General features: G+C 44.7%; 27 protein-coding genes. 15 read left to right on the top strand and 12 right to left on the bottom strand.

Going from position 1 to position 25,658, the window contains the following annotated elements; genetic code table 11:
- Positions 1–13 precede the first annotated feature (13 nt).
- Positions 14–2,239 (top strand): TonB-dependent receptor plug domain-containing protein, encoded by a 2,226-nt coding sequence (locus tag J3998_RS01480; RefSeq protein ID WP_208146779.1) that lies wholly within the window; start codon positions 14–16, stop codon positions 2,237–2,239.
- Between the two features lie 98 nt (positions 2,240–2,337).
- Here the strand turns inward: J3998_RS01480 and J3998_RS01475 are convergent, their stop codons facing one another.
- From J3998_RS01475 to J3998_RS01465, 3 genes are all read right to left on the bottom strand, one after another.
- On the bottom strand, positions 2,338–2,607 hold the full coding sequence (locus J3998_RS01475; protein WP_208146777.1) for a type II toxin-antitoxin system RelE/ParE family toxin: 270 nt from the start codon (positions 2,605–2,607) through the stop codon (positions 2,338–2,340).
- Between the two features lie 10 nt (positions 2,608–2,617).
- Positions 2,618–2,830 carry a TA system antitoxin ParD family protein gene (locus tag J3998_RS01470; RefSeq protein WP_208146775.1) on the bottom strand — a complete coding sequence of 71 codons (213 nt, stop codon included), beginning with the start codon at positions 2,828–2,830 and terminating at the stop codon, positions 2,618–2,620.
- A 161-nt stretch (positions 2,831–2,991) separates the two neighbouring features.
- On the bottom strand, positions 2,992–4,566 hold the full coding sequence (locus J3998_RS01465; RefSeq protein WP_208146773.1) for an inorganic phosphate transporter: 1,575 nt from the start codon (positions 4,564–4,566) through the stop codon (positions 2,992–2,994).
- 352 nt (positions 4,567–4,918) lie between these two features.
- Between J3998_RS01465 and J3998_RS01460 the strand changes: the two genes are divergently transcribed.
- Entirely contained in the window at positions 4,919–5,881 is a 963-nt protein-coding gene (locus tag J3998_RS01460) for a PstS family phosphate ABC transporter substrate-binding protein (RefSeq protein ID WP_208146771.1), read from the top strand.
- 126 nt (positions 5,882–6,007) lie between these two features.
- On the opposite strand, the gene J3998_RS01455 is transcribed toward J3998_RS01460, so the two are convergent.
- Entirely contained in the window at positions 6,008–6,259 is a 252-nt protein-coding gene (locus J3998_RS01455; RefSeq protein ID WP_208146761.1) for a 2Fe-2S iron-sulfur cluster-binding protein, read from the bottom strand.
- 129 nt (positions 6,260–6,388) lie between these two features.
- Here J3998_RS01455 and J3998_RS01450 point away from each other — a divergent pair, with 129 nt between their 5' ends.
- Positions 6,389–7,219 carry an ion transporter gene (locus J3998_RS01450; RefSeq protein ID WP_208146759.1) on the top strand — a complete coding sequence of 277 codons (831 nt, stop codon included), beginning with the start codon at positions 6,389–6,391 and terminating at the stop codon, positions 7,217–7,219.
- Positions 7,220–7,289: 70 nt separating this feature from the next.
- Here J3998_RS01450 and J3998_RS01445 read toward each other — a convergent pair whose 3' ends face one another.
- The gene (locus tag J3998_RS01445; RefSeq protein WP_208146757.1) at positions 7,290–7,811 is read right to left on the bottom strand and encodes a DsrE family protein; all 522 of its coding nucleotides are present in this window, start codon (positions 7,809–7,811) and stop codon (positions 7,290–7,292) included.
- 147 nt (positions 7,812–7,958) lie between these two features.
- On the opposite strand from J3998_RS01445, the gene J3998_RS01440 reads away from it, so the two are divergent.
- Positions 7,959–8,261, top strand: coding sequence for a BolA family protein (locus J3998_RS01440; protein WP_208146755.1), 303 nt, complete (start codon positions 7,959–7,961; stop codon positions 8,259–8,261).
- Here the strand turns inward: J3998_RS01440 and J3998_RS01435 are convergent.
- From J3998_RS01435 to J3998_RS01410, 6 genes are all read right to left on the bottom strand, one after another.
- Positions 8,258–8,878 carry a hypothetical protein gene (locus J3998_RS01435; protein WP_208146754.1) on the bottom strand — a complete coding sequence of 207 codons (621 nt, stop codon included), beginning with the start codon at positions 8,876–8,878 and terminating at the stop codon, positions 8,258–8,260. The genes J3998_RS01440 and J3998_RS01435 overlap by 4 nt on opposite strands.
- A 96-nt stretch (positions 8,879–8,974) precedes the next feature.
- A complete protein-coding gene (locus J3998_RS01430; RefSeq protein ID WP_208146752.1) occupies positions 8,975–9,841 on the bottom strand; it encodes a symmetrical bis(5'-nucleosyl)-tetraphosphatase in 867 nt (288 codons plus the stop codon).
- Positions 9,842–9,853: 12 nt separating this feature from the next.
- Positions 9,854–10,699 carry a 16S rRNA (adenine(1518)-N(6)/adenine(1519)-N(6))-dimethyltransferase RsmA gene (gene rsmA / locus J3998_RS01425; RefSeq protein WP_243750545.1) on the bottom strand — a complete coding sequence of 282 codons (846 nt, stop codon included), beginning with the start codon at positions 10,697–10,699 and terminating at the stop codon, positions 9,854–9,856.
- A 2-nt stretch (positions 10,700–10,701) separates the two neighbouring features.
- Positions 10,702–11,682: a 4-hydroxythreonine-4-phosphate dehydrogenase PdxA gene (gene pdxA, locus J3998_RS01420; RefSeq protein WP_208146750.1), complete on the bottom strand. Its 981-nt coding sequence runs from the start codon at positions 11,680–11,682 to the stop codon at positions 10,702–10,704.
- A 70-nt stretch (positions 11,683–11,752) separates the two neighbouring features.
- Complete coding sequence (locus tag J3998_RS01415) at positions 11,753–13,066, bottom strand: peptidylprolyl isomerase (RefSeq protein WP_208146748.1); 1,314 nt, start codon at positions 13,064–13,066, stop codon at positions 11,753–11,755.
- A 12-nt stretch (positions 13,067–13,078) separates the two neighbouring features.
- Positions 13,079–15,436 (bottom strand): LPS-assembly protein LptD, encoded by a 2,358-nt coding sequence (locus J3998_RS01410; protein WP_208146745.1) that lies wholly within the window; start codon positions 15,434–15,436, stop codon positions 13,079–13,081.
- A 68-nt stretch (positions 15,437–15,504) separates the two neighbouring features.
- Here J3998_RS01410 and J3998_RS01405 point away from each other — a divergent pair, with 68 nt between their 5' ends.
- From J3998_RS01405 to yaaA, 8 genes are all read left to right on the top strand, one after another.
- Positions 15,505–16,572, top strand: a complete 1,068-nt coding sequence (locus J3998_RS01405; RefSeq protein WP_208146743.1) for an aminoglycoside phosphotransferase family protein — start codon at positions 15,505–15,507, stop codon at positions 16,570–16,572.
- A complete protein-coding gene (murU, locus tag J3998_RS01400) occupies positions 16,533–17,270 on the top strand; it encodes an N-acetylmuramate alpha-1-phosphate uridylyltransferase MurU (protein WP_243750544.1) in 738 nt (245 codons plus the stop codon). The genes J3998_RS01405 and murU overlap by 40 nt, the downstream gene beginning before the upstream one ends.
- Positions 17,271–17,280: 10 nt before the next feature.
- The gene (locus tag J3998_RS01395; RefSeq protein WP_208146741.1) at positions 17,281–18,042 is read left to right on the top strand and encodes a pseudouridine synthase; all 762 of its coding nucleotides are present in this window, start codon (positions 17,281–17,283) and stop codon (positions 18,040–18,042) included.
- Positions 18,011–18,268 (top strand): hypothetical protein, encoded by a 258-nt coding sequence (locus tag J3998_RS01390; protein WP_208146732.1) that lies wholly within the window; start codon positions 18,011–18,013, stop codon positions 18,266–18,268. Before J3998_RS01395 ends, J3998_RS01390 begins: the two co-directional genes overlap by 32 nt.
- Before the next feature lie 116 nt (positions 18,269–18,384).
- Positions 18,385–19,137, top strand: coding sequence for a septum site-determining protein MinC (minC, locus tag J3998_RS01385; protein WP_208146730.1), 753 nt, complete (start codon positions 18,385–18,387; stop codon positions 19,135–19,137).
- A 62-nt stretch (positions 19,138–19,199) separates the two neighbouring features.
- Positions 19,200–20,009 (top strand): septum site-determining protein MinD, encoded by an 810-nt coding sequence (minD, locus tag J3998_RS01380; protein WP_208146728.1) that lies wholly within the window; start codon positions 19,200–19,202, stop codon positions 20,007–20,009.
- Between the two features lie 2 nt (positions 20,010–20,011).
- Complete coding sequence (gene minE / locus J3998_RS01375) at positions 20,012–20,272, top strand: cell division topological specificity factor MinE (RefSeq protein WP_208146726.1); 261 nt, start codon at positions 20,012–20,014, stop codon at positions 20,270–20,272.
- Between the two features lie 70 nt (positions 20,273–20,342).
- The gene (gene yaaA / locus J3998_RS01370) at positions 20,343–21,119 is read left to right on the top strand and encodes a peroxide stress protein YaaA (RefSeq protein ID WP_208146724.1); all 777 of its coding nucleotides are present in this window, start codon (positions 20,343–20,345) and stop codon (positions 21,117–21,119) included.
- Between the two features lie 67 nt (positions 21,120–21,186).
- Here the strand turns inward: yaaA and hslO are convergent, their stop codons facing one another.
- Positions 21,187–22,044 carry an Hsp33 family molecular chaperone HslO gene (gene hslO / locus J3998_RS01365; protein ID WP_208146714.1) on the bottom strand — a complete coding sequence of 286 codons (858 nt, stop codon included), beginning with the start codon at positions 22,042–22,044 and terminating at the stop codon, positions 21,187–21,189.
- Positions 22,045–22,217: 173 nt separating this feature from the next.
- On the opposite strand from hslO, the gene J3998_RS01360 reads away from it, so the two are divergent.
- Genes J3998_RS01360 through J3998_RS01350 form a run of 3 tightly spaced genes read left to right on the top strand, consistent with a single transcriptional unit; the run spans position 22,218 to position 25,657 of the window.
- Positions 22,218–22,871 (top strand): TnsA endonuclease N-terminal domain-containing protein, encoded by a 654-nt coding sequence (locus J3998_RS01360; protein ID WP_208146705.1) that lies wholly within the window; start codon positions 22,218–22,220, stop codon positions 22,869–22,871.
- 9 nt (positions 22,872–22,880) lie between these two features.
- A complete protein-coding gene (locus J3998_RS01355; RefSeq protein ID WP_208146703.1) occupies positions 22,881–24,758 on the top strand; it encodes a Mu transposase C-terminal domain-containing protein in 1,878 nt (625 codons plus the stop codon).
- Positions 24,755–25,657, top strand: coding sequence for a TniB family NTP-binding protein (locus tag J3998_RS01350; protein WP_208146701.1), 903 nt, complete (start codon positions 24,755–24,757; stop codon positions 25,655–25,657). Before J3998_RS01355 ends, J3998_RS01350 begins: the two co-directional genes overlap by 4 nt.
- Position 25,658: the final 1 nt, after the last annotated feature.

Here is a 25,658-nt window from a genome sequence, read left to right as displayed (position 1 = left end):
AGAGAAACGAACAATGCAAAATAAAAAAATGAAAAAGAAAATCTTAGCGTCTTTAATTCCAGCATTAATAGCTGCGCAAGCCGCTTATGCCGAAGAACTTGCGCCAGTCTTGGTAACCGATACCGCCGAGCAACAAGACAGTAATCAAATCAATAAACAACAGATTGACGAGCACAGCGCATCCGCAACTGATTTGGTCGATATTATTGCCGATTCACCGAGTGTATCGGTCAATCAGGCAGGTGGTGTATCCGGTTTTCCTGTGATTCGCGGGATTGCCGATAATCGTCTTAATGTTCAAGTAGACGGCATGCAATTGGTCGCTTCGTGTCCGAATCATATGAATACGCCGTTGTCTTATGTCTCTCCGGCACAGGCTGAAACGGTCGAGATTTATCCGGGGATTACGCCGGTTAGTGTCGGTGGAGACAGTATCGGCGGCGCGATTCTAGTGAAAACTTCAGATCCGGTTTTTGCGCCGAAAGGTGAACAAATTACCCAAGGTGAATTTGGAGCTTATTACCGAAGCAATGGTGTCGCTAATGGACAGAGTTTCTCGATTATGACTGCGAGCGATAAGTTGAATCTAAGCTATGACGGCAGTATTGCGCAATCGAAAAATTATTCGGCGGCCGAAGATTTTAAAACGACTGGAACCACAACCAATGCGGCGGCGGGAACCGAGTTTACTTCAGGCACTGAAGGTACCACTTCCGGCTTAGATGAAGTGGCCGGTACGGCTTATAAAGTGATTAACCATAATTTTAGTGCCGCCTATAAAATGGATGAAGATAGTGTTTTAAAAGCGACGGTCAGCAAGCAAGTAGCGCCTTATGAGCAGTATCCAAATCAGCGTATGGATATGACCGATAACCAAAGCACTAAGATCAATCTGCAATATGATCGTTCCATGTCGTGGGGGGCGGTTCATTTACAGGTGTATCACGAAGAGGTCGATCACGAAATGGCATTTATGGATTATAAAATCCAAACACAGATGCCGATGGATACCGAAAGTGAAACGGACGGTTTTAAACTTTCCAGCGATATTTTCTTAACGGACAGCAGTAGCTTAGCGTTGGGTGCAGAAATCCAGCAATTTACACTCGATGATTATTGGGATCCAAATCCGGCTTCTGCCGGCATGAGCCCGAATACTTTCTGGAATATTAATAACGGGACTCGTGACCGTTATGCATTGTTTGCTGAGTATGAACAGCAACTTAACAGTGCTTGGAAAACTCGTATCGGTGCGCGTTTTGAACAGGTACAGATGGATGCCGACCAAGTACAGGGTTATCACGATAGTGATACCTTTGTTAAACCGAATGGGCAAACCGTTGTGACCAATGAATTAACACAAGCGGATGCTTTCAATGCCGCTGACCGTTCGCAAACCGACAATAATCTTAATCTAACTGCGTTGGCGAGTTATAAGCACAGTGATAGATTGGATATTGATTTTGGATTAGCTCGTCAGGTTCGTTCACCGACGCTTTATGAGCGTTACACCTGGTCAACTTGGTCAATGGCGGCAGTGATGAATAATTTCAATGGCGACGGCAATGGCTACTACGGTGATATCAATCTGACGCCGGAAACCGCTTATACCTTGAGCAGTAATTTCGATTGGCACTCGGCGGATAACAAGCAGTGGGGCTTACAGGTGATGCCGTATTTCTCATATGTTGAAGATTACATTGATGCAGTAGCCGTTAATTATGCGGCAGATGTTTACAATGTATTGCAGTATAAAAATCAGACTGCGCGTATCTACGGTGTCGATATTGCCGGACATATGCACCTTGGTAACGATCAAGCAACCGGCGACTGGTCGGCAAAAGCCAAGCTGAATTACGCGCGTGGTATCAATACTGAAACCAATGATAATCTGTATAACATTATGCCTTTGAACGCGACCATTACGATTATGCAAAAACTGAATCGCTGGAACAATGCGCTAGAAGTAGTGATGGTGGATTCAAAAGATGACGTTTCCATGTTGCGTAATGAATTGACGACAGCAGCCTATTCTCTCGTTAATTTGAAATTCAGCTATACCCTTAAAGCAGTACGTTTCGATTTTGGTATCGAGAATGTCTTTGATCGCGCTTATAACTTACCGACTGGTGGCGCTTACACAGGTGAAGGGAAAACTATGGCGATTAATGGGATTGATATGCTAACTGTACCGGGCGCAGGCCGAAGCTTATATATGGGCGTAAATCTTAAATTTTAATAACTAAAAAGTATTTTATGACTGATTCTCCCTATAGTCAGTCATGAAACTTTTAACGGCCTATATGGCCGTTTTTTTTTGTGTTTTTTATCCTGTTTTTATAATGCTTTTAAATTTCGGTAAAAGTTTTCATGAACACCGAGCATTAAAAGTGTTCTGCTTTTTTCATCCCACTCATAAGCCAATAGATACTGTTGGTTAACGCAATCAAACTTGTAAACAAAAACTTTTTGCAGGTCGCCTTTCTTTTCAGTGCCAAGTTGAGGGTCGGAGATGATTTGTTTAATCGCTTCATTTACTGATTTGCGTTGATTCGGATACAGTTTTTTATAAGCGCGCTTAAAGGTTGGTTTTTGTAAGATCTCCATTCACAAAACCTTATTCGTCAATAAATTCAAACGATTCACTAACTTCTTTACGGGCAATGAGAAGATTTTTAACCGCTTCAATGCTTAGGTCAGGGTTATCTATAGCTGTGCGGCCAATTTCAGCCCAGTATTCAATCTGATTTTGAATTGTTCGGTGTTCGGCCTGTGCTTGGGTTTTGGCGGCTTGGTAAAAATCATCATTAACGCGAATAGAGATACTCATGTAACAGACTCCTAAAAATATGTTACTACAATTGTAGTAAAGGCTCGCAGTAAGTCAATACTGTTTGCCAATATTAGATCTTCTATTAAAAGCCCCAGACACAAAAAAACCGCTAGAGGATTGTTCCTGCTAGCGGTTTTTTTAGCCTTAGGTTCTTCAGATTAGCCGGGAATCATCATGCCACGGATAGTGAAAAACAGTAGGGCTGCAAGGGTTGCCGAAGCCGGCACTGTTATGACCCATGCGGCGACAATTTTCAAGAAGGCAGAGCGTTTAACAAGCTCTTTCTGATAGACTCGGTTTAGAGACTTACGCTCTTTCTTGCTTAACTCAACCGTCGCTTTTTTCGCTTTCAATTGTGCCAGCATGATTTTTTTCTGCGCCACATTCGCTTTCGAGAATTGGTTAATGAATTCATTGACCTCTTCTTCGTCTTCGCCTTGGTGGTGGTCTTTGATTTCTTGAACCGCTTTCGCATAACTACGCTTCAGGTATTCACGCAAGAAGCCGACACCGAAGATTGCACCGACCGCGATATGTGTCGAGCTAACCGGTAGGCCAAGTTGTGAAGCAACGATAACGGTGATAGCTGCGGCCATCGCAATCGTGAAAGCACGCATTTGGTCAAGTTCGGTGATTTCCGAACCGACGGTACGAATTAACTTTGGACCAAATAACATCAGACCGATAGAAATACCTACCGCACCAATCACCATAATCCATAGCGGGATTTCTGCTTTAGTCGTGACTTCGTGGCTTTGAAGGGCTTCATTGATTGCCGCTAGAGGGCCAACTGCGTTAGCTACGTCATTGGCACCGTGCGCGAAACTCAGTAGGGCCGCCGCGAAAATCAATGGCATGGTGAATAAGGTATTCACGCTTGCCTTCGTGTTTTCTAAACGCGCCGCTTGACGGGCAACCATTGGTTTAACGATAAGGTACACCGCTGTGGCCATCGCTAGACCAATTAGTAAGGCACTTATAAAATCGACTTTCCAGACTTTCTTAAGTCCTTTTAGAATTAAGTAAGTCGAGAAAGCCCATGCCATGATTGCAATCAGCAGCGGCACCATTTTTTTGGCTGCGGCGAGCATATCGTCCTGATAGGTTATCGATTTTTTTATCCACATCAGAAAACTGGCTGCAATTATCCCACCGATAACCGGCGAGATAATCCAGCTGGCCGCAATCGCGCCCATGGTGTTCCAGTTGGCGATTCCCCAACCGGCTGCAGCAATGCCTGCACCGAGTACACCACCGACAATCGAGTGAGTAGTGGAAACCGGCGCGCCCATTGCGGTGGCGATATTTAGCCAGATGGCACCGGCTAGCAGAGCGGCCATCATTAACCAGATAAAGGTGTCAGCATCGCCGATGAGAGCGGGGTCGATAATCCCTTTCTTAATGGTACTGACTACATCACCGCCGGCGATAAGTGCACCGGCCGATTCGAAAATCGCGGCAATAATAATGGCGCCGGTTAGGGTTAGGGCTGCGGAGCCAACCGCAGGGCCGACGTTATTGGCAACGTCATTGGCACCGATGTTCAGGGCCATATAGCCACCAATCATGGCGGCGATTACTAGTTCAACGCTGACTGTTCCGGTACCGGTCTGGATGTTAGCGGTGAAGAGAATAATCATCACAATAAAAAGTAGCGCGGTTCCGAAGCGGAACATCTCTTTACGACTTTTTGATGTGGCGTTCTCTAGTTCGTTGATATCACGAAACTCCATAACTCTCTCATCTTTCTTTTTGTTAGGAAAAATCTCGATGCAATTTTATAGAATTTTGCTGCTGGTTAGGATGAATATTACAGTTTTCTGACAAGGTACTTAAGTTTGCTCACTTATTTAAAGCGCTTTTACGATAGCTTTTGTGGTTTAGGTATCGCGAAAACGCATGAACTTACTCATTTTGAACAATCAGCGCTTATAAAGCCCCATCGAAAAACCTTATGAAGTAGGTGTGCGTGTCATATTAATGTCATTTTTGTGTAAAAAGGGTTTTATAGAGCCTACCTATAATCAGCGTCACAAAATAACAAATAACCTAATTTTTAAATTTCAAATTTTGGAGTCACCCCCAATGAAAAAATCTGGTCTTATTCTAGCGATGGGAATCGCAGCTGCTTCTTTTGCACCTGTAAACGCTCACGCAACTGCTGATCTTCCTGTTTATGAGAAAGTTTCTGGTGTTTCAGGTAACCTTTCTTCTGTAGGTTCTGACACTCTTGCTAACCTAATGACCCTTTGGGCAGAAGAGTTCAAGCGTACTTACCCTAACGTAAACATCCAAATTCAAGCGGCGGGTTCTTCTACTGCACCTCCAGCGCTAACTGAGTCTACTTCAAACATCGGTCCTATGAGCCGTAAAATGAAAGACAAAGAAATCGCTATGTTCGAGAAAAAGCACGGTTATAAGCCGACTCCTATCGCAGTAGCAATCGATGCGCTAGCGGTTTACGTTCACAAAGATAACCCAATCGAAGGTTTGACTATTCCACAAGTTGACGCGATCTTCTCTTCAACTCGTAAATGTGGTGCAAAAGACGATATCGCTAACTGGGGTCAAGCAGGTGTTTCTGGTGAGCTAGCTGACAAGACTATCCAGCTTTACGGTCGTAACTCAGTATCTGGTACTTACGGTTACTACAAGAAAAAAGCACTTTGTAAAGGTGACTACAAATCTTCAGTTAACGAACAACCTGGTTCAGCGTCTGTAGTACAGTCTGTTTCAGCGTCAATGAACGGTATCGGTTACTCAGGTATCGGTTACAAAACTGCGGGTGTTAAAGCGGTTCCTCTAGCTAAGAAAGACGGTAAGCCTTTCGTTGCTGCAACGCCAGAGAACGCTGTAAACGGTACTTACCCACTATCTCGTCTACTTTACGTTTACGTAAACAAAGCGCCTAACAAAGCGATCGAGCCAGTTGTAGGTGAATTCTTGAAACTAGTTCTTTCTAAGAAAGGTCAAGAAGACGTAGCGAAAGACGGTTACATTCCGCTACCTAAGAAAGTTCTAGAAGACCAACTAGCTAAAATCAAATAATTGATTCGCTAAACAGTCTGAGAACTGAAAACCCCGCTTAGGATTTCCTAAGCGGGGTTTTTGTTTTACTGTAGATAAAAACGAAAAAAGCGCCATTTAGACGCTTTTCATATCATGAAATCTAGTTTAAGGAATTTCAATCACCACATCGCTAACCGGAATACAGCTACAGGTTAAGATTTCATCGTCATTCGGTTCGTAGATTGGGGTTTGAATCTCTTCTACTTGGCCGGAAATCAATTTCACTGCACACGCGCCACAGTTACCGCCTCGGCAGCTGTAAGGCATATCAAAGCCGCTTTCATCAAGTGCTTCCAACATGGAAAATTGTCCGTCAAATTCGCAGTCGCCTTGTCCGATTACCGTAATCTTAGCCATTGGATTGTTCCTATCAATTTATTTTCAAATTAGCGACATTCTAGCAATTTCAAAAACAAAATTTTGCAGTAAAATAGCGCCAAATTAACCTATAAATAAAATTTATCATTATTTTGAGAGACTATTAATATGACGTGGTGTGATTTTCAGCAACGTTTCCAAAAAGTGCGCGATAACAAACTGTTCGAGATGTTTGTCATTACCGTTATCGTATTTTCATCACTCATGATTGGGGTGCGAACCTATGACCTAAATCCATGGTTTGAATCATCCCTGTATTTTCTGGATTATGCGGTAACCATTTTCTTTTTAGTGGAAATCATGATTCGTATGGCGGCGGAAGACCGTTTTCGTGATTTCTTTAAGAAAGGTTGGAATGTTTTCGACTTTACCATTGTGGTCATCAGTTTGATTCCGTTGGAGTCGTCCGAATACGCCTTGATTGCGCGTATGCTGCGATTGTTCCGTGTCATGCGTTTGATTTCATTCATCCCGGAATTACGCGTTTTGGTTACTGCATTGATTACGGCGATGCCGCGAATGGGCTATGTAGCGCTGTTGATGTTTATTATTTTCTATCTGTATGCCGTCATTGGTAATCTGCTGTTCGCACATATCAACCCAGTATTGTGGGGCGATTTAGGGATTTCTCTGCTGACTTTATTCCGCGTCGCTACTTTTGAAGACTGGACAGATGTTATGTATGAAACTATGGCGGTTTATAGTCTGAGTTGGATTTATTACATTACCTTTATCTTCTTCTCGGCGTTTGTATTTTTGAATATGATGATCGGTATTGTGGTCGATGTTCTAGCCGACGAGCACAAGAAGATGGAAGCGGAAAAAATGGGGCTGACATTGGAGGAGCACGAGTCGTTTGAAAAACGTATGCAAGATGAAGTGCAATCCTTGCACGCCAAGATTGACCAGTTAGTGGCAATGCAGTCAGAAAAGAAGTAGCGGATTTATCGCTATAAATAAAAAGAGGCTCGAATGGAGCCTCTTTTTTTGCCTGCAAGACGAGTTTGAATTACCAAACCAGAAGCTTAAAGCCTTCTTCTTGCAATTCCATTAAAGCGGCTGCGCCAACTTCGGAATATTCCGCAAACGGACGCATATCGGAATGTTCCCAATGAATTGTGTTCATGGTGTTGCCGCAAGCAATCCAACGTACGTTGTAATCTTCAGCAAAGCCTTTAACGCGGTCGTAAATCAATTTGTCTATTTCACGCTTTGGTTCTTTGGCAAGCACGTGCAAACCTGGGCCGATGGCGACCACAGCGATTTCGACATTATCGCCGTATTTCTTAATCATCGCTTGAATTGAATTCAGAATACCGGTTTGGTAGTCGGTGCCGTGCTTGTTCCACATATATACTGCTTTATGTTCGGCCGGATCGCCTGGGAAACGTTCGCTTGGCGGATCTTGTAGTTCTGGAACCGGTTTTAATTGGAATTTACCGGTCGGGGCTTCCGCGGCAAAAACTTGGCTAGAAGTCAGAGCAAGGCTAGCAGTTAAAGCGGTTGCTAGAAATGAATTCAGTAAGTGCATAAAGGACTCCGATTAGACTTAAATGTGTTGTTTTCTAGTCATTATACTGAGAAGAAGTATGAATAGTCAGTGACTCTATGGACAGAGTTTGAAAATGTTAGGACTAAGCCATCTATAATACGGCCTCAGTTTTTAGGAGAAATTAAGATGCAAATTCAAACGCAAATCGAGCAGGCCATTCAAGAAACATTTCAAGTGGCTTTTATGCAGTTGCTGAATGAAAGCCATATGCATGCCGGTCCGGCCGACGAGTCGCACTTTAAATTGACTTTGGTAAGTGAAGATTTTGAGTCATTGAATCGCGTTAAGCGTCAACAGGCGGTCTACCGCGCGTTGCATGAATTAATGCCGCAGTTTCATGCTTTGGCGTTGCACACCTATACCCCGCAAGAGTGGCAAGAGAAGGGCGGTGAGATTCCAGCGTCGCCTAAATGCGGCGGTGGACATTAAGCCCTTTTTTGCGCGTTTTGTACAATGTCGGCGAACGGATGCTCGTCGCCGTCATCTTGCGGCGCACTTTCCGGGTGTTTCAGATACCAGAATTTCATAAATTTTTGTTCGTCCAAGCTGCGTTGTAGCAGGGTGACTGCTTGCGTATATTGTTCGATATAGATGTAATTGCCTTTGCGCAAAGATTGCCATAGATGGCGATAACGTTTCGGCAGAAAATAGCTGAAATGCGGTAGCAATCCCTGTTCGCCTTCCATTTGTGCAATTTGCTGCATAATTTCATTGCGAGCTTGAATAGGTAAGTGGCGTTGTTGGCCGTCAATCATATTGCCTATCCAATAAAGTAGTGCGGCGGCAATCAAGAAGCTTGGAATCGGTTGGTCAAAAGCGAAAGTGCCGATTAGCGTGAAGATTGTCAAAACCAAAGCGCTGACCGGAATAGCAAGAGCAGAAAACCAAACGCGTTGGCCGCGCATCTCTTCCATGCGTTTATCGATATTTAACTGCTCGCAATCGATGGCTCTTAAGCGCTGCAAAAGTTCGTCCGGGCTTGGCAGATTACTGACGGCGGCGTCTCTTTGGTTAGCGCTGTTTTCAGTTTGGTTTACATTCGGCATGATATTCACTGCATATATAAAATTCTATAAAAACGTTTGGTTGAGTTAAGCAATAACAATACCATCCTGAATGCACTGTTTTTTGGCGCTTGTTAGCTAGATCTTAGTGTTTTTCTTTTTCTTCTTCGGCGCTTGTTGTTGCGGGCATTTGATGCAGATACGACGTTTTCCTTCAAGGTGGTAAGCGCTTAAATGTCCGCCCCACAGACAACCCGTGTCGGTTGCGTGTACGCCGTAATCATCGATAGCGCCCAGCGTTGACCAATGGCCGAAGAAAATCTCCGTGCCGAGGTTTTGACGTTTTTTGAATTGGAACCAAGGTTTGAAACCTTTGATTTTTTCCATATCGGATGGATTGCCTTTCTGTTTAAAATCCAGAGTGCCGGTTTTGTCGCAGTAGCGCATGCGTGCAAAGCAGTTAATAATATAACGAATACGCGGCCAACCGTTCAGCATCGGAATCCAGTTCTTGTCTTCAGAACCGAAAAGGTGTTCACGGACAAAGGTTTGCCAGTCATCGCTAAGGAGTGGGCGCTGTGCTTCTTCAGCGTAATGCATTGCGTCGCTGATGCTCCATTGCGGTGGAATACCAGCATGCACCATCACTGCATTTTCGGTCGGATGTTGAACCATTAATGGTTGCTTACGTAACCAGTCCACTAATTCATCGGCATCGTCAGCTTGCAGAATCGGGTCAATGGTATCGGATTGACTTTTAAAACGTTCCAGCCCTGCGTAGACCGCCAATAGATGAAAGTCGTGATTACCTAAAACCGTCTCGGCTTTACCTTGCTCATTCAGTTGTTTGACAAATCGAAGGCATTCCAGCGATTTTGGGCCGCGGTTAATTAAATCGCCGACAAACCAGAGATGGTCTTTTTCCGGTTGGTAGTCAATTGCATTCAAAAGTTCTAACAGTTCGTCAAAACAGCCTTGCAAGTCGCCAATAATATAAGTGCTCATAAATATCCGTCTTTATGCTTCACTGTGTTGTTGATAAAAGTTACACAATTTTACAAAGTCTGCAACTTGCAATGTTTCCGAACGGGCGCTCGGTGAAATACCACAGGCTTCAATCTGCTCGGAATCTAACCAGCCTTTGAGGTTATTGCGCAGGGTCTTACGTTTTAAGGTAAAACACTGTTTCACAAATTTCTCGAACAACGCTTCGTCGTCGGCAATGACCGGTTTCTGTTTGTAAGGAAGCAAGCGCACAATGGCCGAATCGACTTTCGGTGGCGGAGTGAAGTTTTCCGGTCCGACATCGAAAAGATATTCAGTCTTACAGTAATACTGCATCATGACGCTTAAGCGTCCGAACTGTTTACCGCCCGGTTGTGCACAAATACGCTCGACGACTTCTTTCTGCAACATAAAGTGCATATCGGTGATATTGGCGGCGAATTTCAATAGATGGAACATCAGCGGGCTGGAGATGTTATATGGCAGGTTGCCGACCACACGTAACTGTTCGTCTTCGGCTTGTAAAAGTTGCGCATAGTCGAATTTCAACGCATCAGTGTGATGCAGGTGAAAGGCCGGCAGAGTGGCAAATTTAATTTTCAGCGGTGCAATCAGGTCGTTATCGATTTCGATAATATCCAGATGTTTGACTACGCGAATAATCGGGTCGGTCAGCGCCGCTTCACCCGGTCCGATTTCAATCATGTGATCATCCGCCTGAGGGCGAATTGACGCAACAATGCGGTCGATAATCTGGTTATTATTCAGAAAGTTTTGCCCGAACTGTTTTTTATGTTGATGGCCACTGCTTTGTGGACGGCGTTTTCCAGAGCGAGTATTGCGCATGTCTTTAGCCATAATTATTCCTGTCCGGTCATTTGCATCGCAACTTCGATGGCGTAGTTAAAACTGCCGACATCGGCTTTACCGGTTCCGGCTAAATCCAGAGCGGTACCGTGGTCAACCGAGGTGCGCACGAATGGCAAACCAAGGGTGATATTAACGGCATTTCCAAAGCCCATATGTTTTAGCACCGGTAGCCCTTGGTCATGATACATTGCCACGACGGCATCCGCTTGTTGCAGATATTTGGGTGTGAATAGCGTATCGGCGGGATAAGGGCCGTGCAGGTTCATACCGTTTTTTGACAATTGCTCTAAAGTCGGTTCAATGACTTCAATCTCTTCGCGTCCCATATGACCGCCTTCGCCGGCGTGCGGGTTCAAGCCGGTCACCAAAATGCGTGGCGATTCAATCGCGAACTGTTCGCTTAATGACTGATTAGTGATATTCAAAATGTCGGTTAGTAGTTCTGGCGTAATTGCATCTGGAACATCTCTCAGTGGCAAGTGCGTCGTCACCAAAGCGACACGTAAACCCGGCGTTGCCAACATCATCACCACTTGTTTAGTGTTGCTCTGCTCGGCTAAGAGTTCGGTATGCCCGCTGAATTTCAGTCCCGCTTCATTAATTACGCCTTTGTGAATCGGGCCGGTCACCATCGCTGCGAATTCGTTGTTCATACAGCCTTTAATAGCGCGTTTCAACATGCGTAAAACATAGCTGGCATTGATTGTATTGAGTTTGCCCAGTTCTACCTTAGCCGGTAAATTGACTTGTTCGATCAGCAGTTGACCGGCGCGGCTCGGTTGCGGTTTGGAACCGGCTTGGTAGTCAAAAAAGTCAACTTCTAAACCGAGCATTTCAGCGCGCTCTTCAAGTAGTGCTTTGTCGGCAAGGACGACTAACTGTACCGGCCAATCTTGTTGCGCTAAAGCTAAAACCAAGTCTGGACCGATTCCGGCCGGTTCGCCGGAAGTAATGACAAATCGTGCAGTCATTTAATTGTTCTCTTTAAAAACGAAACAAGGGCGTTACAGCCCTTGTGAAAATTAATAGGGATTGAGTCGATTATAGTTCAATACGAACATAAGCTTCATCGCGTAGACGGCGTAACCAAAGATCAAACATCTCGTTGGCTTTACGCATTTGCACAGCTTTAGCGGCTTCTTCACGTTTATCGGCAGCGTCTTCGTTAACGGTACGAATGCCATCCAGATAGTAGATCATCCAACCGCGGTCGGTGGCGACCGGTTGCATCGCTTGACCAACATTAATACGTACCAGCAGCTCTTGTAAGTTAGGAGCGATGTCTTCACCCGAACGCCAACCCATATCGTTATTAGCATTGACCTCTTTTGGAATGTCGGCAAATTTTTCTTGCAGACCTTTAAAGTCTTCTAAGCTGTTAATGTTAGCCGCCGCTTGTTGAATGGATACCGGTGCTTGAGCCTGGCTCATGGCGCCGTCACTCAATACCAAGAAACGGTATAGATGGAACTGGGAAACTTTCTGAGTACCGGCTTGGCGCTGGTCGGCAATCTGAATCAAGTGGAAACCGCTTGGACTCTGGATGACTTCACTAATTTCGCCGAGTTCTAGTTTATTGACCTCTTTAGCGAAGAAAGTCGGAACCTGTGAGTCATTCATCCAACCCAAATCGCCGCCTTCCAAGGCGCGTGAGCCGTTTGAATATCGCACTGCCAGTTGGGCGAAATCTTCACCGCTTACTGCGCGTTGGCGGATGTCATCGATTTTCTTTAATGCCTCTTGGCGTTGTTTTTGATTAGCCGATTCCGGCAATGCCACCAAAATATGGCGCAGGTTGATTTCACGGTATTTATTGGCGAGGGTTTTACGTTTTAGGTAGTTCTCGATTTCGCTTTCGGTAACTTGCACACGGCTGATAACATCGCGCTGACGTAATTTTTGAATCAACATCTGGGTCTTGATTTTATTACGCATCTTATTGAAACCGTCATCGACTTCCAGATTAAGGCGGTTACGTAGTTCAAGCAGCGTCATTTTGTTTTCTGCCGCAATCTTTTCCATCTGCTCATTTAATTCCTGGTCTGAAATCTTCAAGCCGGTCAGTTCGGCACGGCTCAGTTGCACGGCTTCGGTAATCAAGCTTTCTAAAACCTGTTCACGTAAGGCGTCCACATCGGTTACAGGAATATTTTGTTGCGCCAATGCGTCGGATTTTTCCAATAGCCGAGTATTTAATTCGCTTTTCAGAATAATGCGGTCATCGACGACAGCGACGATTCGGTCAACCAAGACGGCATCTTGCATGGCATCGTTGGTAGCGGCTGCACTGATTGGTGGAATCATTGCAGCTAGACTTAGGGCGGAAACAAGGGTGGCTTTAACAAGTGGTTTCATTATGCTCAATCACTAAAAATTAAATAGGTTGTCCAGTTTTTGCAGAGTATTGTTCGGGGTACTAAGCCCTTTTAGCTCAAACTGAAATCGAATGCTGTCATTATACAAATCATTTTCTAGTTGTGTGCGTTCTGCAATGATTGTCGTTGACCAACAGCAGCTATCGTAGCGTACACCAATTTGCGAATCGACCCATTGCTTCAGTTCGGTATCGTAGTTACCGATAACATTCAGCTGCCAATTTTGATGCACTTGCGACAGGGCTCCAAGCATAACGGTCTCACTGGCATAGAGAGCTTCTTGACGTTGTTTGATGTGGCTGGCAAATAAGGCGTTACGCTCGTTCGGCTGCCAGCGAATACGGTTGGCACTGGCGCGAATGCTTTGCTCTTGCGGGTCAAAAGCGATGGTCGAATAGATTCGCAATTTATCAAAATTGAATTGCGCTTTACTGTAAATGTCGGATGCACCTTGGGAGCCGTCAAAACCGTCCTCAAGTAAGACTTCAGAATCGCTTAAACGGTAGCTTTGACCAATCGCCAATTCCAAGCGACTTTTGCCTTTTTCGTCAATAAAGCGACTGGTTAAAGCGGCGCTGATCTGATTACTGTCAGCAATGCGGTCGGCACCGACATAAGGGTTTAGTGCAAATAGATTTCCGAAATCGAGACTACGTAGAGCACTGTCAAAGAGCGGCAATTGGTTTTGCTGACGATAACCTGTGTACAGATATTGCACGGTGGGTTCCAGCGTTTGACGATACTTGCTCTGAGAGAACTGGAAGGGTCTTTCAAAGATTAAGCCGCCGCTCACTGCTAACTGCGGGATAAAGCGTTGTTCGCTTGTTACTGCGCCTTCATCAAGCTGGTAGTCGGTGTAATAGGCGTTTGCCTGTGCTTGGGCGAAAGCATAGGGTTTACGCAGCCGATAGTTGATACCGGCTTTGTTATGCCAACGTAGACCTTCGGCACGGTTGAGGTCGCTGGTTTTTAAACGGAAATCGGTCGCTTGAGTTTGAAAGTACCAACTGGCCTTACCCGGTATTTGATCTTTAAACAAACTTTGTTGTAAATTTAAGCCCGCTTCTGGACGTTTTTCATAGTTGTTTTCAAAATTAATCAGTTCTTGGTAACCACTGTACAGCAAATAGGCGTGTGCATTCTGGTGCCGGTAGTCCAAACGAGCCATCTGGGTCGCTTTGGTGGCGTTCAGGTATGTCTTTTCAATTGGTGCGTCATTGAAAACATTCGGATCAGACGTCTGCTGCCAATCAATATTGGCAGAGAATTTTGGAGTAAAGCGAATCGCGTCCTGTAAACCGACGCGCCAACGCGGGTTATCTTCCTGATTATCGGGACTATTGTTGTGGTACAGACTGGTATCTAAGGTTAGGCGCTGTTCGGTTGTTCCAAGGTAGCCCCAATAGCGGAACTCATTATCCAATGCCAAACCATCGGTCATCGGGATAACCGTCAGGGTATCATCATAATTCGGTGCTAGGGCGAAGTAATAGGGTAACGCCGCATATTCAGTACGGCGTTGGTTATTCAGTGCTTTGTAAGAACCAATTTCAGGAAACAGCAAACCGCTAGCACGGTCGTTCAGCGGGTAGTTTAAGTAAGGACTATAGAATATCGGTACATCTTTAAAGCGAAGTACGGTGTTTTTGGCGATAACACGCTGTTCTTGCTGGTCGATAATCATTTTGCCGGCGGTCAGTTCCCAGTCTTTATCGCCATCATCTTTAAGTTTACAGGTAGTCAGGCTAGCGTCATGCAACTCGGCATATTGTTTAGCTTGATCAAGCTCGATGCTACTGGAGTCACCGTAAGCACGACTCGGCAGAATTTGGTAGCGATTGGCAGCGATTTTCAGATGTTGAGGTTGGATGACGATTTCTTCGGTCAGTAAACTCAGATTTTTCTGTAGCAGGCGTACCCCGTGTTTTAGGGTCGCTTGACGCTGTTCGCTATTTAAAAGTAACTCGTCAGCGTAGATTCGCACTTGTGGGTGCTGAAGTTCAATTGCACCTTCAAGGAGGAATTCTTGTTTATCCGTTTGATGCAGCCGGTCAGCGTTAATGGTAATTGGCGAGGCCAGCAGATTGGTATTCAGCTCGGTCTGCGGATTGCTAAAAAGATTTGCAGGGCGGTCGGTGATTGATTCAGGAAGACAGTCATTACTGATGTCAAAATATTGTTGTATAACGGTATTGTCTTCGGCTAGCACGGGAGAGCTGAATATACCGGCAAGAGCCAGAGAGAGCGCCGCGTGTAAAACGGGTTTTTTCCGCAGTCGGGGGGCTATCGGTGCTAGACTTTGCGACAATTCGGCAAAGTTTTTATTGGCAGTTGCGTCGAGATTTGACATTACACAGACAATCATTAGAGTGCTTTGTTATTATTCTTGATCGCTTATTTTAACTGGATTAACCCTGAATGGACGAAAGATTTCAACAGATTTGTGTTTGGCTTGAACAATTACCGTTATTGGCCGAGCACCGCTTTAGTCAACCGGTACCGGCATCCAGTGATGCCAGTTTCCGTCGCTATTTCCGTATTGAATTGGATACGCCGTTTATCGAGCAAGAATCGGCGTTGCTTGGCTATCACAATAACAGTCTGATTATTATGGACGCGCCGCCGCAACATGAAGATTGCGGCCCGTTTATTTCGGTCGCGCAAACCTTAGCTGAGTTGGGGTTGAATGTGCCGAAGGTTCTAGCGCAAGATTTACAACAAGGCTTTCTATTGTTGTCTGATTTAGGCACGGATACATACTTAAGTCAACTTAATCCAAATGATGAAAGCAGAGCCGATAACCTGTATCGCGATGCCTTGAGTGCATTGGTGGCCTTGCAGTCAGGAGGAAGCCAAGTAGCGAAGAAGTTACCGAAATACGACCATGCGTTATTGAATACTGAAATGAATCTGTTCAGCGACTGGCTAGGGCAGAAGCATTTAGAAATCAGTTTGAATAAATTGCAACAAGGTCAATGGCAAGACATCAAACAATTGCTGGCTGAGTCGGCTTTAGCCCAACCGCAAACCTATGTGCATCGCGATTATCATAGCCGTAACTTAATGGTTGCGCCGGGCTTGAATCCCGGAATTATCGATTTCCAAGATGCGGTGCATGGCGCCTTGACTTACGATGCGGTATCGCTATTGCGCGATTGTTATATTGCATGGCCGCCGGAGCAAGTCGAAGAATGGCTGCGCGCTTATTTTCTAGAGTTGTGCGCGGCACAAGTCGTGGCTAAGAATGAGTGGTCGGAATTTGTTAAAGCGTTTGACTTAATGGGCATCCAACGTCATTTGAAAGCGTCAGGCATTTTTGCACGCTTATATCACCGCGACGGTAAAGACGGCTATCTGAATGATATTCCGCAAACCTTGCAATACATTACGCAAGTCGGCGAAAAATATCCGCAAATGAAACCGCTGGTCGAGTGGATTGATAGCCAATGGTTGCCGAAATTACACAGCTTGCAGGTGGCGAGTTAATGACGGTGCAATTCATTCCCAGAGCGATGATTTTGGCGGCGGGGCGTGGCAAGCGTCTGCGCCCGATGACTGATACCATTCCCAAGCCGTTGGTGCCTTTGTGCCAAAAGCCGTTGATTGAATATCATCTGGAAAAATTGGCGCAAGCCGGTGTGCAGGAAGTGGTGATTAATCACGCTTGGCTTGGCGAGCAGATTGAACAGACCCTTGGCGACGGCAGTCGTTTCGGCTTGCAAATTAGTTATTCGCCGGAGCCGGAAGGTGGTTTGGAAACGGCCGGCGGTATTATTAATGCTTTGCCGAAACTAGGAACGGAACCGTTTCTATTGGTAAACGGCGATGTGCATTGCGATATTGATTTTGTCGAAATGGTCGAACGCGCTAAGCAAGTGCGGGAACAAGATTTATTAGGCCATCTGACATTGGTGCCGAGTCCGGCGTTCAATGCGAAAGGCGATTTTGGTCTGCAAAATCAGCGCGTCACTGAGCAGGGTGAATTTACTTTTGCCGGCATTAGTGTGCTCAAGCCGCAGATGTTTGCTGATATGGAAGTCGATTTTATTCCGCTTGCACCGATTCTAAGAAACGCCATGCAACAGAAATTATTAAGTGGCGCGGTCTACCAAGGTTTTTGGTCGGATATCGGTACTCTAGAGCGTCTGCAAGAAGCCGAAGCGCTTATTTGCCCAGATTGCTAATTGAATCGCTGTGCGCATTAATCAATTCTTTAGTCGTCAGGGAGTTTGTTCAAAGCGCCAGGCGGATCGCTGGATTGCCAATGGGCGGGTTGTGGTTGATGGCAAGCTTGCTAAAGTCGGTATGCAAATCAGCGGCACCGAAAAAATCTTGATTGATAATAAGCCGTTAGCAACTGCCAATATCAAACCGTGGTTTGTACTCTATTATAAGCCTCGTGGGGTTGTTACCAGTAAAGCTGATGTAGCCGAGAATTTAAGTGATGCTTTGCTGGCTGTCGGATTGAAATTGCCGCTGCATTGGTTTCCGGTTGGGCGACTGGATAAGGATTCTGAAGGGCTTTTATTGCTGACCAATCAAGGCGCTCTGGCGGAAGGCTTATTGAAAACCGGCAAGCAGTCTGCGCCGAAACGCTATTTGGTTACGGTTGATAAAACCGTTGAATTATCGCAGGTTGAACAGTTAGCCGCCGGTGTTGAATTGCCAAGTAGGGTACAACTGCAAAAGACCCTGCCGTGTAAGGTTAGCCGCTTGGCCGAGAACCTGATGCAGTTTGATTTACAGCAAGGTCTGCATCGCCAAATTCGTCGTATGTGTGCGGTCGTCGGTTTGCGAGTCGAAAGATTACTGCGCATCGAATTTGCCGGTTTAACGGTGAACGGTTTAAAAGCCGGACAGTGGCGTTATCTGGATTTGAACGAAATACAGCTGCTACAAAAATTGATTGCTAAGGAGAGATGTGATGAGCCAAAAACACCAAGCGATGCTTCGTAAGATTTTCGCCCATCCGATTGCCACTAATTTGGATTGGAAAAAATTAGCCGCGACCTTGGAGCATTTCGGTGCCGATGTCGATACCACCACCGCTAATCGAGCGCGAATTCGTCTCAACGGTGCGGAACTTATTCTTAGTTTGCCGCATCACGGTCATGAATTGACCAATAAAAGTGATGTCACCAATCTTAAGCATTTTCTCGAAGAAGCCGGTATCACGCCTTAAGTTTTTTTCTGGTGACAGCCTAACGGCAAAAAAATCCACTAAGAGAGTAGTATTTATTGCGGAGAGACTCTAAAATCAGTGCATTCTTACTACAACAATAAAATATAGTCCGACGCATGTCCGAACAAGTCATTGAATTAAAAGGTTCAGTCCTCTCTCTTACCGTCCTGCACATTTATTCCGCAGATATTAATGAGACCAAAGCGAGTCTTGCCAAAAAAATTGAACAGGCTCCGAGTTTTTTTGTCGGCATTCCGATTATTATCGAGCCGAAAATCGAGTTATCAGACCCGACTTTCCTAGCGCTTTTGGTTGAATACTTGCATCAATTGCAGATGATTCCTATCGGTTTGCGTTCCAAAGACCCTGTAATTCAAGAACAGGCAACCTATACCGGTTTGGCGATTTTCCCTGAAGATACTCGCCGTCCGACCAATGAAGGCAGTGACGAAAAACCGCGTGCCGCCATTCAAGAGAAACAGCCGGAACAGCCAGCGGAGCCGAATTATGCGCCGGTGGTGATGGATGAACCGGGTCTGAAATCGGCTTTGGTAATTGAACGTGCGATTCGCTCCGGTCAGCAGATTTACGCCAAAGACAGAGATTTAATTGTGCTCGGTTCGGTTAATCCGGGGGCGGAGATTATCGCCGACGGCAATATTACGGTATTCGGTAAACTGCAAGGTAAAGCCATCGCCGGTACTGCCGGTTGCATGAATGCCAAAATTTTCGCCAAACAGATGAATCCAGAATTAGTTTGTATCGCCGGTATCTATCAGCTTGCCGATGATATTGACGAACAATACAAAAACAACGGTCTGGTCGAAATTCGACTTAAAGACGAACAGCTCATTATGAGCGCAATGTAATATCAAAACGAAGGTTTTGCATCAGTGCAAAGCTTTCTCTATAGCGACTTAGGAGAAGTAGAGTGTCAAAAGTCATCGTGGTCACTTCTGGTAAAGGTGGGGTTGGTAAAACCACTACCAGTGCAAGTATCTCAACTGCATTAGCGCAAAAAGGCAAAAAAGTTGCCGTTATCGATTTTGACGTAGGTCTGCGTAACCTTGATTTGATCATGGGCGTTGAGCGTCGCGTCGTTTATGATTTCGTTAATGTCGTGCAAGGTGAAGCGACTTTGAAACAAGCGCTAATTAAAGACAAGCGAGTTGAAGGGCTTTATATCCTAGCGGCATCGCAAACTCGCGATAAAGACGCTTTGACTCAAGAAGGCGTTGAACGCGTAATTAATGAGTTGAAAGAAGACGGTTTTGATTTCATCGTCTGTGACTCTCCGGCCGGTATCGAAAAAGGGGCTCAATTAGCACTGTATTTCGCTGATGAAGCGATTGTGGTAACTAACCCAGAAGTTTCTTCGGTGCGTGACTCGGATCGTATCCTAGGTATTCTGCAAGCCAAATCGCGTAAAGCGGAAGAGGGCGGAGCGGTTGAAGAACATTTGGTTCTGACTCGTTACAATCCATCTCGTGTTAATGCCGGTGAGATGTTGTCGAAAGATGATGTGGTTGACCTGCTAAGCATTAAACTGCTGGGTGTGGTGCCGGAGTCGCAAGACGTGCTGAATGCGTCTAACTCGGGTGAGCCGGTGGTTTTAGCGCAAGATACCGATGCAGCCCAAGCTTACCTAGATATTGTCGAGCGCTTCTTAGGTGGCGAAGTTGATCACCGCTTCTTGGAAGAAGAGAAGAAAGGCTTGTTTAAGAAACTATTCGGGAAATAATTATGGCTTTATTAGACTATCTACTGGGACAACGCAAACAGAAGTCTGCTAATAAGGCTAAAGACCGCCTGCAAATTCTACTGGCACACGAACGTGCCGAGAACAAAGCACCGGACTATTTGCCGAAGATGCGTGACGAAATTCTGCAAGTGATTGCCAAATACGTCGAGATCGATCAGGATCAGTTGAAAATCAATATCGATGAAGAAAATGGTTTTGAAGTACTGGAATTAAACCTAGTGCTTCCGGACGAACACAAGTAAGCGTTTTCTTGTTAAATGCCCTGCTTAGCAGGGCTTTTTTATCGATAAAAATTATCATTAGGAGTAAACCATGTTAATGCTTGTTTCCCCTGCCAAGTCGCTGGACGAGAAAAATACCGTACAGACCGCTACGGCGACGGAATATCCGTTTGCAGCCGAGTCACAAGAACTGATTGAACAGCTTAAAGAGCTTGGGCCGGTCGATATCGGTCAGTTAATGCATATCAGCGAGAAGCTTTCGGAACTGAATTATGATCGTTTTCAAGAGTGGGCGTATCCGTTTGCGGAAGACAAAGCAAAACAAGCGGCATGGTTATTCAAGGGCGATGTCTATCAAGGCTTAGATGCTTACAGTCTGGATCAGGAATCAGTGGACTACCTGCAAGCCCATCTGCGTATTCTGTCCGGTCTGTACGGTTTGCTCAAACCGTGCGATATGATGTTGCCATACCGTCTGGAAATGGGGACTAAGTTTGCCAATAAAAAAGGCAAAGACCTGTACCAGTTCTGGGGCGCAAAATTGAGTGAATCTTTGAATGCCGATTTGGCGAAACAGAATAGCAATACCATTGTTAACTTGGCTTCCAATGAATACTTTAAGGCAGTTGATAAGAAGGCTCTGAACGGTCGTATTATCACGCCGATTTTCAAAGATTGGAAAGGCGGTAAATACAAAATCATCAGCTTCCATGCAAAGAAAGCACGCGGCTTGATGGCGCGTTATGCCGCTGATCATAAAGTTGAAACTGCCGAAGAGTTAAAGCATTTCGATTATCAAGGGTATGGCTTTAATCCAGAAATATCTTCCGATACCGACTGGGTATTTACTCGGAAGTTGGAAGACTAAATCGTCAGCTTCGGACATAGAAAACCCGCCAATTGGCGGGTTTTTACAAAGTAATTTTAATAATGAATTATTGCACGCTTGATTCTTCATTAAACAAAGCTTCGACATCTTCAGCCGAGTAACGTAGGTGGTAGTTACAAATCTCGTTGTGAACTACGATTTCTCCTTCGTCTTCAATAATCTTCAGTGCCTCTTCCTTACCAAGTTTACGCAGCATATTATCGACCCGTTCTTTATCCTGCGGGCATTCGTAAACTACTTTCTGTGCGTCGAATAATTCAATGGTTTCCTCATGGAATAGACGATGTAACAGTTCTTCGCTGTCCAGAGTCATCAATTCATCATCCTTAACGGTTTCCGCCAAGTGGTTGATACGATCCCAAGCATCTTCATCTTTACTATCGGTATCCGGCATTTTTTGAATTAATAAGCCGCCAAGATGTTGGTCATCGGCTGATAGCCACAGACCAGAAGGTAATTGTTCTGACTGTTGGAAGAAAATCTCAAAGCACTTAGCAACGGTATCCGCTTCACGAGGGACATAACTTTGGAAATGGTGGTTGGTTTGAGTGTTTTCCAAGGTCACCAGAATTTGACCGTCACCCAGCAGTTCATCCATCGTTTTCTGTTCATCAATCGGCTGAGAAGTTTTAGCGACACCGCGTAGTTTAAAATCGTGAGTCACTTCAACCACAAGCAGGTTAACCGGCCCTGAGCCCTGAATTTGCAGGGTGATTTTGCCTTGATGTTTTAAGCCGCTTGCCATAATCACACTCACCGCTGTCAACTCGCCTAATAGCTCGCTGATCACCGCCGGATAATGACGGTCTTCGGTCATCTTCTGCCAAGCTTTATCCAACTGAACCATCTGCCCGCGGATGCTATGCTCTTTAAATAAAAAACGTTGAACGAAATCTTGTGACATCTTAATTTCCTAAGTTACAAAGCGTTGAACTGGATATTCTGTGTGACTTCCAAAATTAATTTGTACTGGAAGTGCCTTATAAAGCTTTTTCTACAAAATAATTTTGTACTGAACTACAATCAATTCAGTAAAGTAAGTTTTGTACAAAATTAAACTGGACTGGATTTCTAATTATGCCTGTTAGACGTATCCCAAAAAGCTACCGTAACGTCACCGGAATCCATGCTTCCAGCAAGTCGATTGATTCGGCGATGTTTGAATCCACTTTGGAGCGCGATTTTATCACACTTCTCGAATTTGATTCCCGAGTGCTTGAATTCGAAGTTCAGCCTGTAAAGATCGAGTGGACGGATAAGAATGGTAAGCGTCGTCGATATTTTCCAGATGTCATTTTTAAGCGCAAAACCAAGCATGGCATTGAAACCTTTTTAATTGAAGTGAAATATCGTTCCGATCTCAAGGAAAAATGGGACGAGTTGAAGCCTAAACTCAAAGCGGGTTTGCACTATGCTAAGCAGCAGGGTTGGAAGTTTAAGATTATGAGTGAAGTCGAGATTCGTTCGGTTTTGCAGCAAAACGCAAAATTCCTTCAGCCATTTATTCGGCGTGGTGCGGATAGAGAAGGCGATATGGATTTGCTAGATAATAAATTGCGTGAGCTCAAAAGTTCGACACCGGCTAAGTTATTGGGCGAACTGGTTCAAAGTGACTGGGATAAGGCTGCATTGCTTCCTACGCTTTGGTATTTGGTGGGAACTCGTCAAATCCGATGCGATTTGGAAAACGAAGCGTTAAATATGAATACGCCAATTTACTGGAAGCCATAGGTGAAAGATATGAGTAACAACGGGCTATTGAGATTGGAAGTTGGCGAAAGTGTTGTATATGAAAATCAAGGATATTTCATTCGTCAGCTGAATAACCTAAATAGTGTCGTGCTTATTCACTCTGAAACTAACGAGATAAGGGAAGTACCAATATCGGAAATTTCAGTCGCTAAATTTGACGAATCTAATAAAACGGACGATTTGCAGAAAATTTCAGACACGCTTTGGAATAATGCGATGAAGAGATTTGAAATTATCCAGCCGTTGTTGGCTTCCGGAAGAACTCGTCAAATGGTTTCAGAAAGAGCTAAACAAGCAGGTGTTTCAACCAATACACTTTACGGCTGGATTAAACGTTATCAAGAAACGGGGAAGGTAACGGATCTTATTCCCGAGAAGCGAGCCGATAAAGGCGAGGCGCGATTGAGTGTTGAGGTTGAAGAAATTGTTAAGTCGGTAATTAAGACGGAATATAAAACCCAGCAGAAAAAGTCCGTAGCTAAGGTATGCCGAGAGGTTGAAAGAATTTGCCGAGAGAAAAAATTGAAAATACCTCACTGCAATACCATTCGAAACTGGATTAAGAAAGAGAATCCTAAAGAAATGATGGCGGCACGTGAAGGGCAGAAAAAAGCCGCTGAAAAATATACGGCTATTAGAGGTAAGTTTCCAGGAGCGGATTGGCCCTTGGCTTATGTTCAGGTCGATCATACTGAACTTGATATTCAGCTTTGCGATGATTATTGGCGTAAGCCTTTGGGTCGTCCTTGGATTACAGTTGTTTTTGACGTTTATTCACGAATGGTTTTAGGTTTTCGTGTCGGATTTGATGCACCGTCCGGTTTGATTACCGGCTTGGCAATTTCCCATGCGATTTTGTCCAAAGAAAATTGGCTCGCTAAATACAACATTAATGGCGACTGGCCCTGTTGGGGGCTTCCAGATGGTTTGCATATGGATAATGGGGCCGATTTTAGAGGGAAAATGATTCAACGAGCATGTGACCAGTATGGCATTAATGTTGATTGGAGGCCTGTAGGTAGACCTAATTATGGAGCTCATATTGAGCGTTATTTGGGAACCCTCGGTGAAGAGTTAAAAGGGGTATCAGGAGCAACGTTTTCTAATATTAAGCAAAGAGGTGATTACGATAGTGAAGGCAACGCTGTTTTAACTTTATCCGATCTGGAAGAGTGGCTGACTGTATATATCGTTGGCGTTTACCATAATCGCGTTCATTCGGCATTGGGTATGTCCCCTTTGGAAAAGTACAAAGAAGGTCTGTTAGGTGATGACGAGAACCCCGGTAAAGGTTTACCTCCTAAAATTCTAGATGAACGAAGATTACGATTGGATTTTTTACCGTATTTTGAAAGGACGGTTCAAAGAGCTGGAATTGTGATTGACGAGGTCGTTTATTTTTCCGATGTTTTGCGTGTTTGGGTGAATTCAGTCGATCCTGACAATCCAAGAGCGAAACGTAAATTTATCGTTCGTCGTGACCCTCGCGACATCAGTCATATTTGGTTTTACGACGAATTAACCGAAGAATATTATTCCATTCCTTATCGTAATACTGCCTATCCAGCGGTCAGTGTTTGGGAACTTAAAGCAGCTCAGAGACGATTGAAAGAGCAAAATCAAGGTAAGCATGACGAACATCAGTTATTTGAGATGATTCTTCGATTAAGAGAAATTGAAGAAAATGCAGCAATAAAATCTAAAGCGGCTAGAAGATCGCAAGCTCGTAAAAAACACATTTCGATGCAGCCAATACAGCCGGAAAAAAAGCCGGTTGTCATTGAAGACGAATTAGAAGTAGTGGAAGAAGTCGTAAAGCCTAAAAAGGCTATCAAGCCTTTTGATGATTTGGATGAAATGTTATGAATTTAGAACATTTAACCCTGAAAACTCGCGAGTTATTGGAGTTATCCGACGAGGAAAGAATGCAAGCGATTAGGTCTTCACGCTGGGTTGGTTATCCTAGAGCTCAACAGTTACTAGCAAAGATGGAAGAGCTTTATAACTACCCCGTTTCCGATCGTATGCCGAATCTTCTAATTATCGGAGATACCAATAACGGAAAAACAATGCTGGTGAAACGCTTCTGCAATATGCATCCGCCGGAAGATAATCCGGAAGGCGAAAGTGTAATCGTTCCAATTCTCTATATTGATTGTCCCCCTAAACCGGAAGAAGGTCGTCTGTATGATGAAATTCTCGGCAAGCTGTACGAGAAATTTAAAGAGCGAGACAGTGCCGGTAAAAAACTTTCGCAGGTGGTGAAGGTCTGCCAGAGAATAGGAGTAAAAATGTTGGTCTTGGACGAAGTACAACATATTCTTGCCGGTAGTACGCATCAGCAACGTTCGTTTTTAAATGTGCTTAAAACGCTAGGTAATAAGCTGAAAGTGCCGATTGTTGCTGTCGGTATTCGAGAAGCATTTAACGCGATTCAAACAGACCCTCAGTTAGCCAATCGTTTTGAATTGGCTCCGCTTCCTAGATGGCGTTTAGGTGACGAAGACTATGAGCGGCTACTGGCAAGTTTTGAAGCTTTGTTGCCGTTGAAAAAGCCGTCGTATTTGTACGAGGATAAAATTGCCGGCAAACTCCACTCTATGACGGACGGTTATATTGGCGAGCTTGCCAAGCTACTATCGAAGTCGGCTATAGAGGCAATCAAAAACGGCGACGAGCAAATTACGTTGAAATTACTCAATAGTATGGATTGGGTTGCACCTTCGGACAGAAGAGCGCAAATGGATAGAATTTTGGGGATCTAGC

This window comes from Thiomicrorhabdus marina, from assembly GCF_017571465.1.
Lineage (GTDB): Bacteria > Pseudomonadota > Gammaproteobacteria > Thiomicrospirales > Thiomicrospiraceae > Thiomicrorhabdus > Thiomicrorhabdus marina.
The sequence above is the reverse complement of the archived record's forward strand: the minus strand, read 5'-3'. Positions and strand labels throughout refer to the sequence as shown.

What these genes read in the sequence shown, in the direction of transcription:
- J3998_RS01350 (WP_208146701.1), top strand. Translation starts at nt 24,755, where the DNA reads ATGAATTTAGAACATTTAACCCTGAAAACTCGCGAGTTATTGGAGTTA.
- J3998_RS01465 (WP_208146773.1), bottom strand. Translation starts at nt 4,566, where the DNA reads ATGGAGTTTCGTGATATCAACGAACTAGAGAACGCCACATCAAAAAGT.
- murU (WP_243750544.1), top strand. Translation starts at nt 16,533, where the DNA reads ATGGTTGCCGAAATTACACAGCTTGCAGGTGGCGAGTTAATGACGGTG.
- J3998_RS01470 (WP_208146775.1), bottom strand. Translation starts at nt 2,830, where the DNA reads ATGAGTATCTCTATTCGCGTTAATGATGATTTTTACCAAGCCGCCAAA.
- hslO (WP_208146714.1), bottom strand. Translation starts at nt 22,044, where the DNA reads ATGTCACAAGATTTCGTTCAACGTTTTTTATTTAAAGAGCATAGCATC.
- J3998_RS01450 (WP_208146759.1), top strand. Translation starts at nt 6,389, where the DNA reads ATGACGTGGTGTGATTTTCAGCAACGTTTCCAAAAAGTGCGCGATAAC.
- J3998_RS01475 (WP_208146777.1), bottom strand. Translation starts at nt 2,607, where the DNA reads ATGGAGATCTTACAAAAACCAACCTTTAAGCGCGCTTATAAAAAACTG.
- minE (WP_208146726.1), top strand. Translation starts at nt 20,012, where the DNA reads ATGGCTTTATTAGACTATCTACTGGGACAACGCAAACAGAAGTCTGCT.
- J3998_RS01480 (WP_208146779.1), top strand. Translation starts at nt 14, where the DNA reads ATGCAAAATAAAAAAATGAAAAAGAAAATCTTAGCGTCTTTAATTCCA.
- minC (WP_208146730.1), top strand. Translation starts at nt 18,385, where the DNA reads ATGTCCGAACAAGTCATTGAATTAAAAGGTTCAGTCCTCTCTCTTACC.
- J3998_RS01445 (WP_208146757.1), bottom strand. Translation starts at nt 7,811, where the DNA reads ATGCACTTACTGAATTCATTTCTAGCAACCGCTTTAACTGCTAGCCTT.
- J3998_RS01440 (WP_208146755.1), top strand. Translation starts at nt 7,959, where the DNA reads ATGCAAATTCAAACGCAAATCGAGCAGGCCATTCAAGAAACATTTCAA.
- rsmA (WP_243750545.1), bottom strand. Translation starts at nt 10,699, where the DNA reads ATGGCTAAAGACATGCGCAATACTCGCTCTGGAAAACGCCGTCCACAA.
- J3998_RS01410 (WP_208146745.1), bottom strand. Translation starts at nt 15,436, where the DNA reads ATGTCAAATCTCGACGCAACTGCCAATAAAAACTTTGCCGAATTGTCG.
- pdxA (WP_208146750.1), bottom strand. Translation starts at nt 11,682, where the DNA reads ATGACTGCACGATTTGTCATTACTTCCGGCGAACCGGCCGGAATCGGT.
- J3998_RS01430 (WP_208146752.1), bottom strand. Translation starts at nt 9,841, where the DNA reads ATGAGCACTTATATTATTGGCGACTTGCAAGGCTGTTTTGACGAACTG.
- yaaA (WP_208146724.1), top strand. Translation starts at nt 20,343, where the DNA reads ATGTTAATGCTTGTTTCCCCTGCCAAGTCGCTGGACGAGAAAAATACC.
- J3998_RS01455 (WP_208146761.1), bottom strand. Translation starts at nt 6,259, where the DNA reads ATGGCTAAGATTACGGTAATCGGACAAGGCGACTGCGAATTTGACGGA.
- J3998_RS01460 (WP_208146771.1), top strand. Translation starts at nt 4,919, where the DNA reads ATGAAAAAATCTGGTCTTATTCTAGCGATGGGAATCGCAGCTGCTTCT.
- J3998_RS01390 (WP_208146732.1), top strand. Translation starts at nt 18,011, where the DNA reads ATGAGCCAAAAACACCAAGCGATGCTTCGTAAGATTTTCGCCCATCCG.
- J3998_RS01435 (WP_208146754.1), bottom strand. Translation starts at nt 8,878, where the DNA reads ATGCCGAATGTAAACCAAACTGAAAACAGCGCTAACCAAAGAGACGCC.
- J3998_RS01405 (WP_208146743.1), top strand. Translation starts at nt 15,505, where the DNA reads ATGGACGAAAGATTTCAACAGATTTGTGTTTGGCTTGAACAATTACCG.
- J3998_RS01360 (WP_208146705.1), top strand. Translation starts at nt 22,218, where the DNA reads ATGCCTGTTAGACGTATCCCAAAAAGCTACCGTAACGTCACCGGAATC.
- J3998_RS01355 (WP_208146703.1), top strand. Translation starts at nt 22,881, where the DNA reads ATGAGTAACAACGGGCTATTGAGATTGGAAGTTGGCGAAAGTGTTGTA.
- J3998_RS01415 (WP_208146748.1), bottom strand. Translation starts at nt 13,066, where the DNA reads ATGAAACCACTTGTTAAAGCCACCCTTGTTTCCGCCCTAAGTCTAGCT.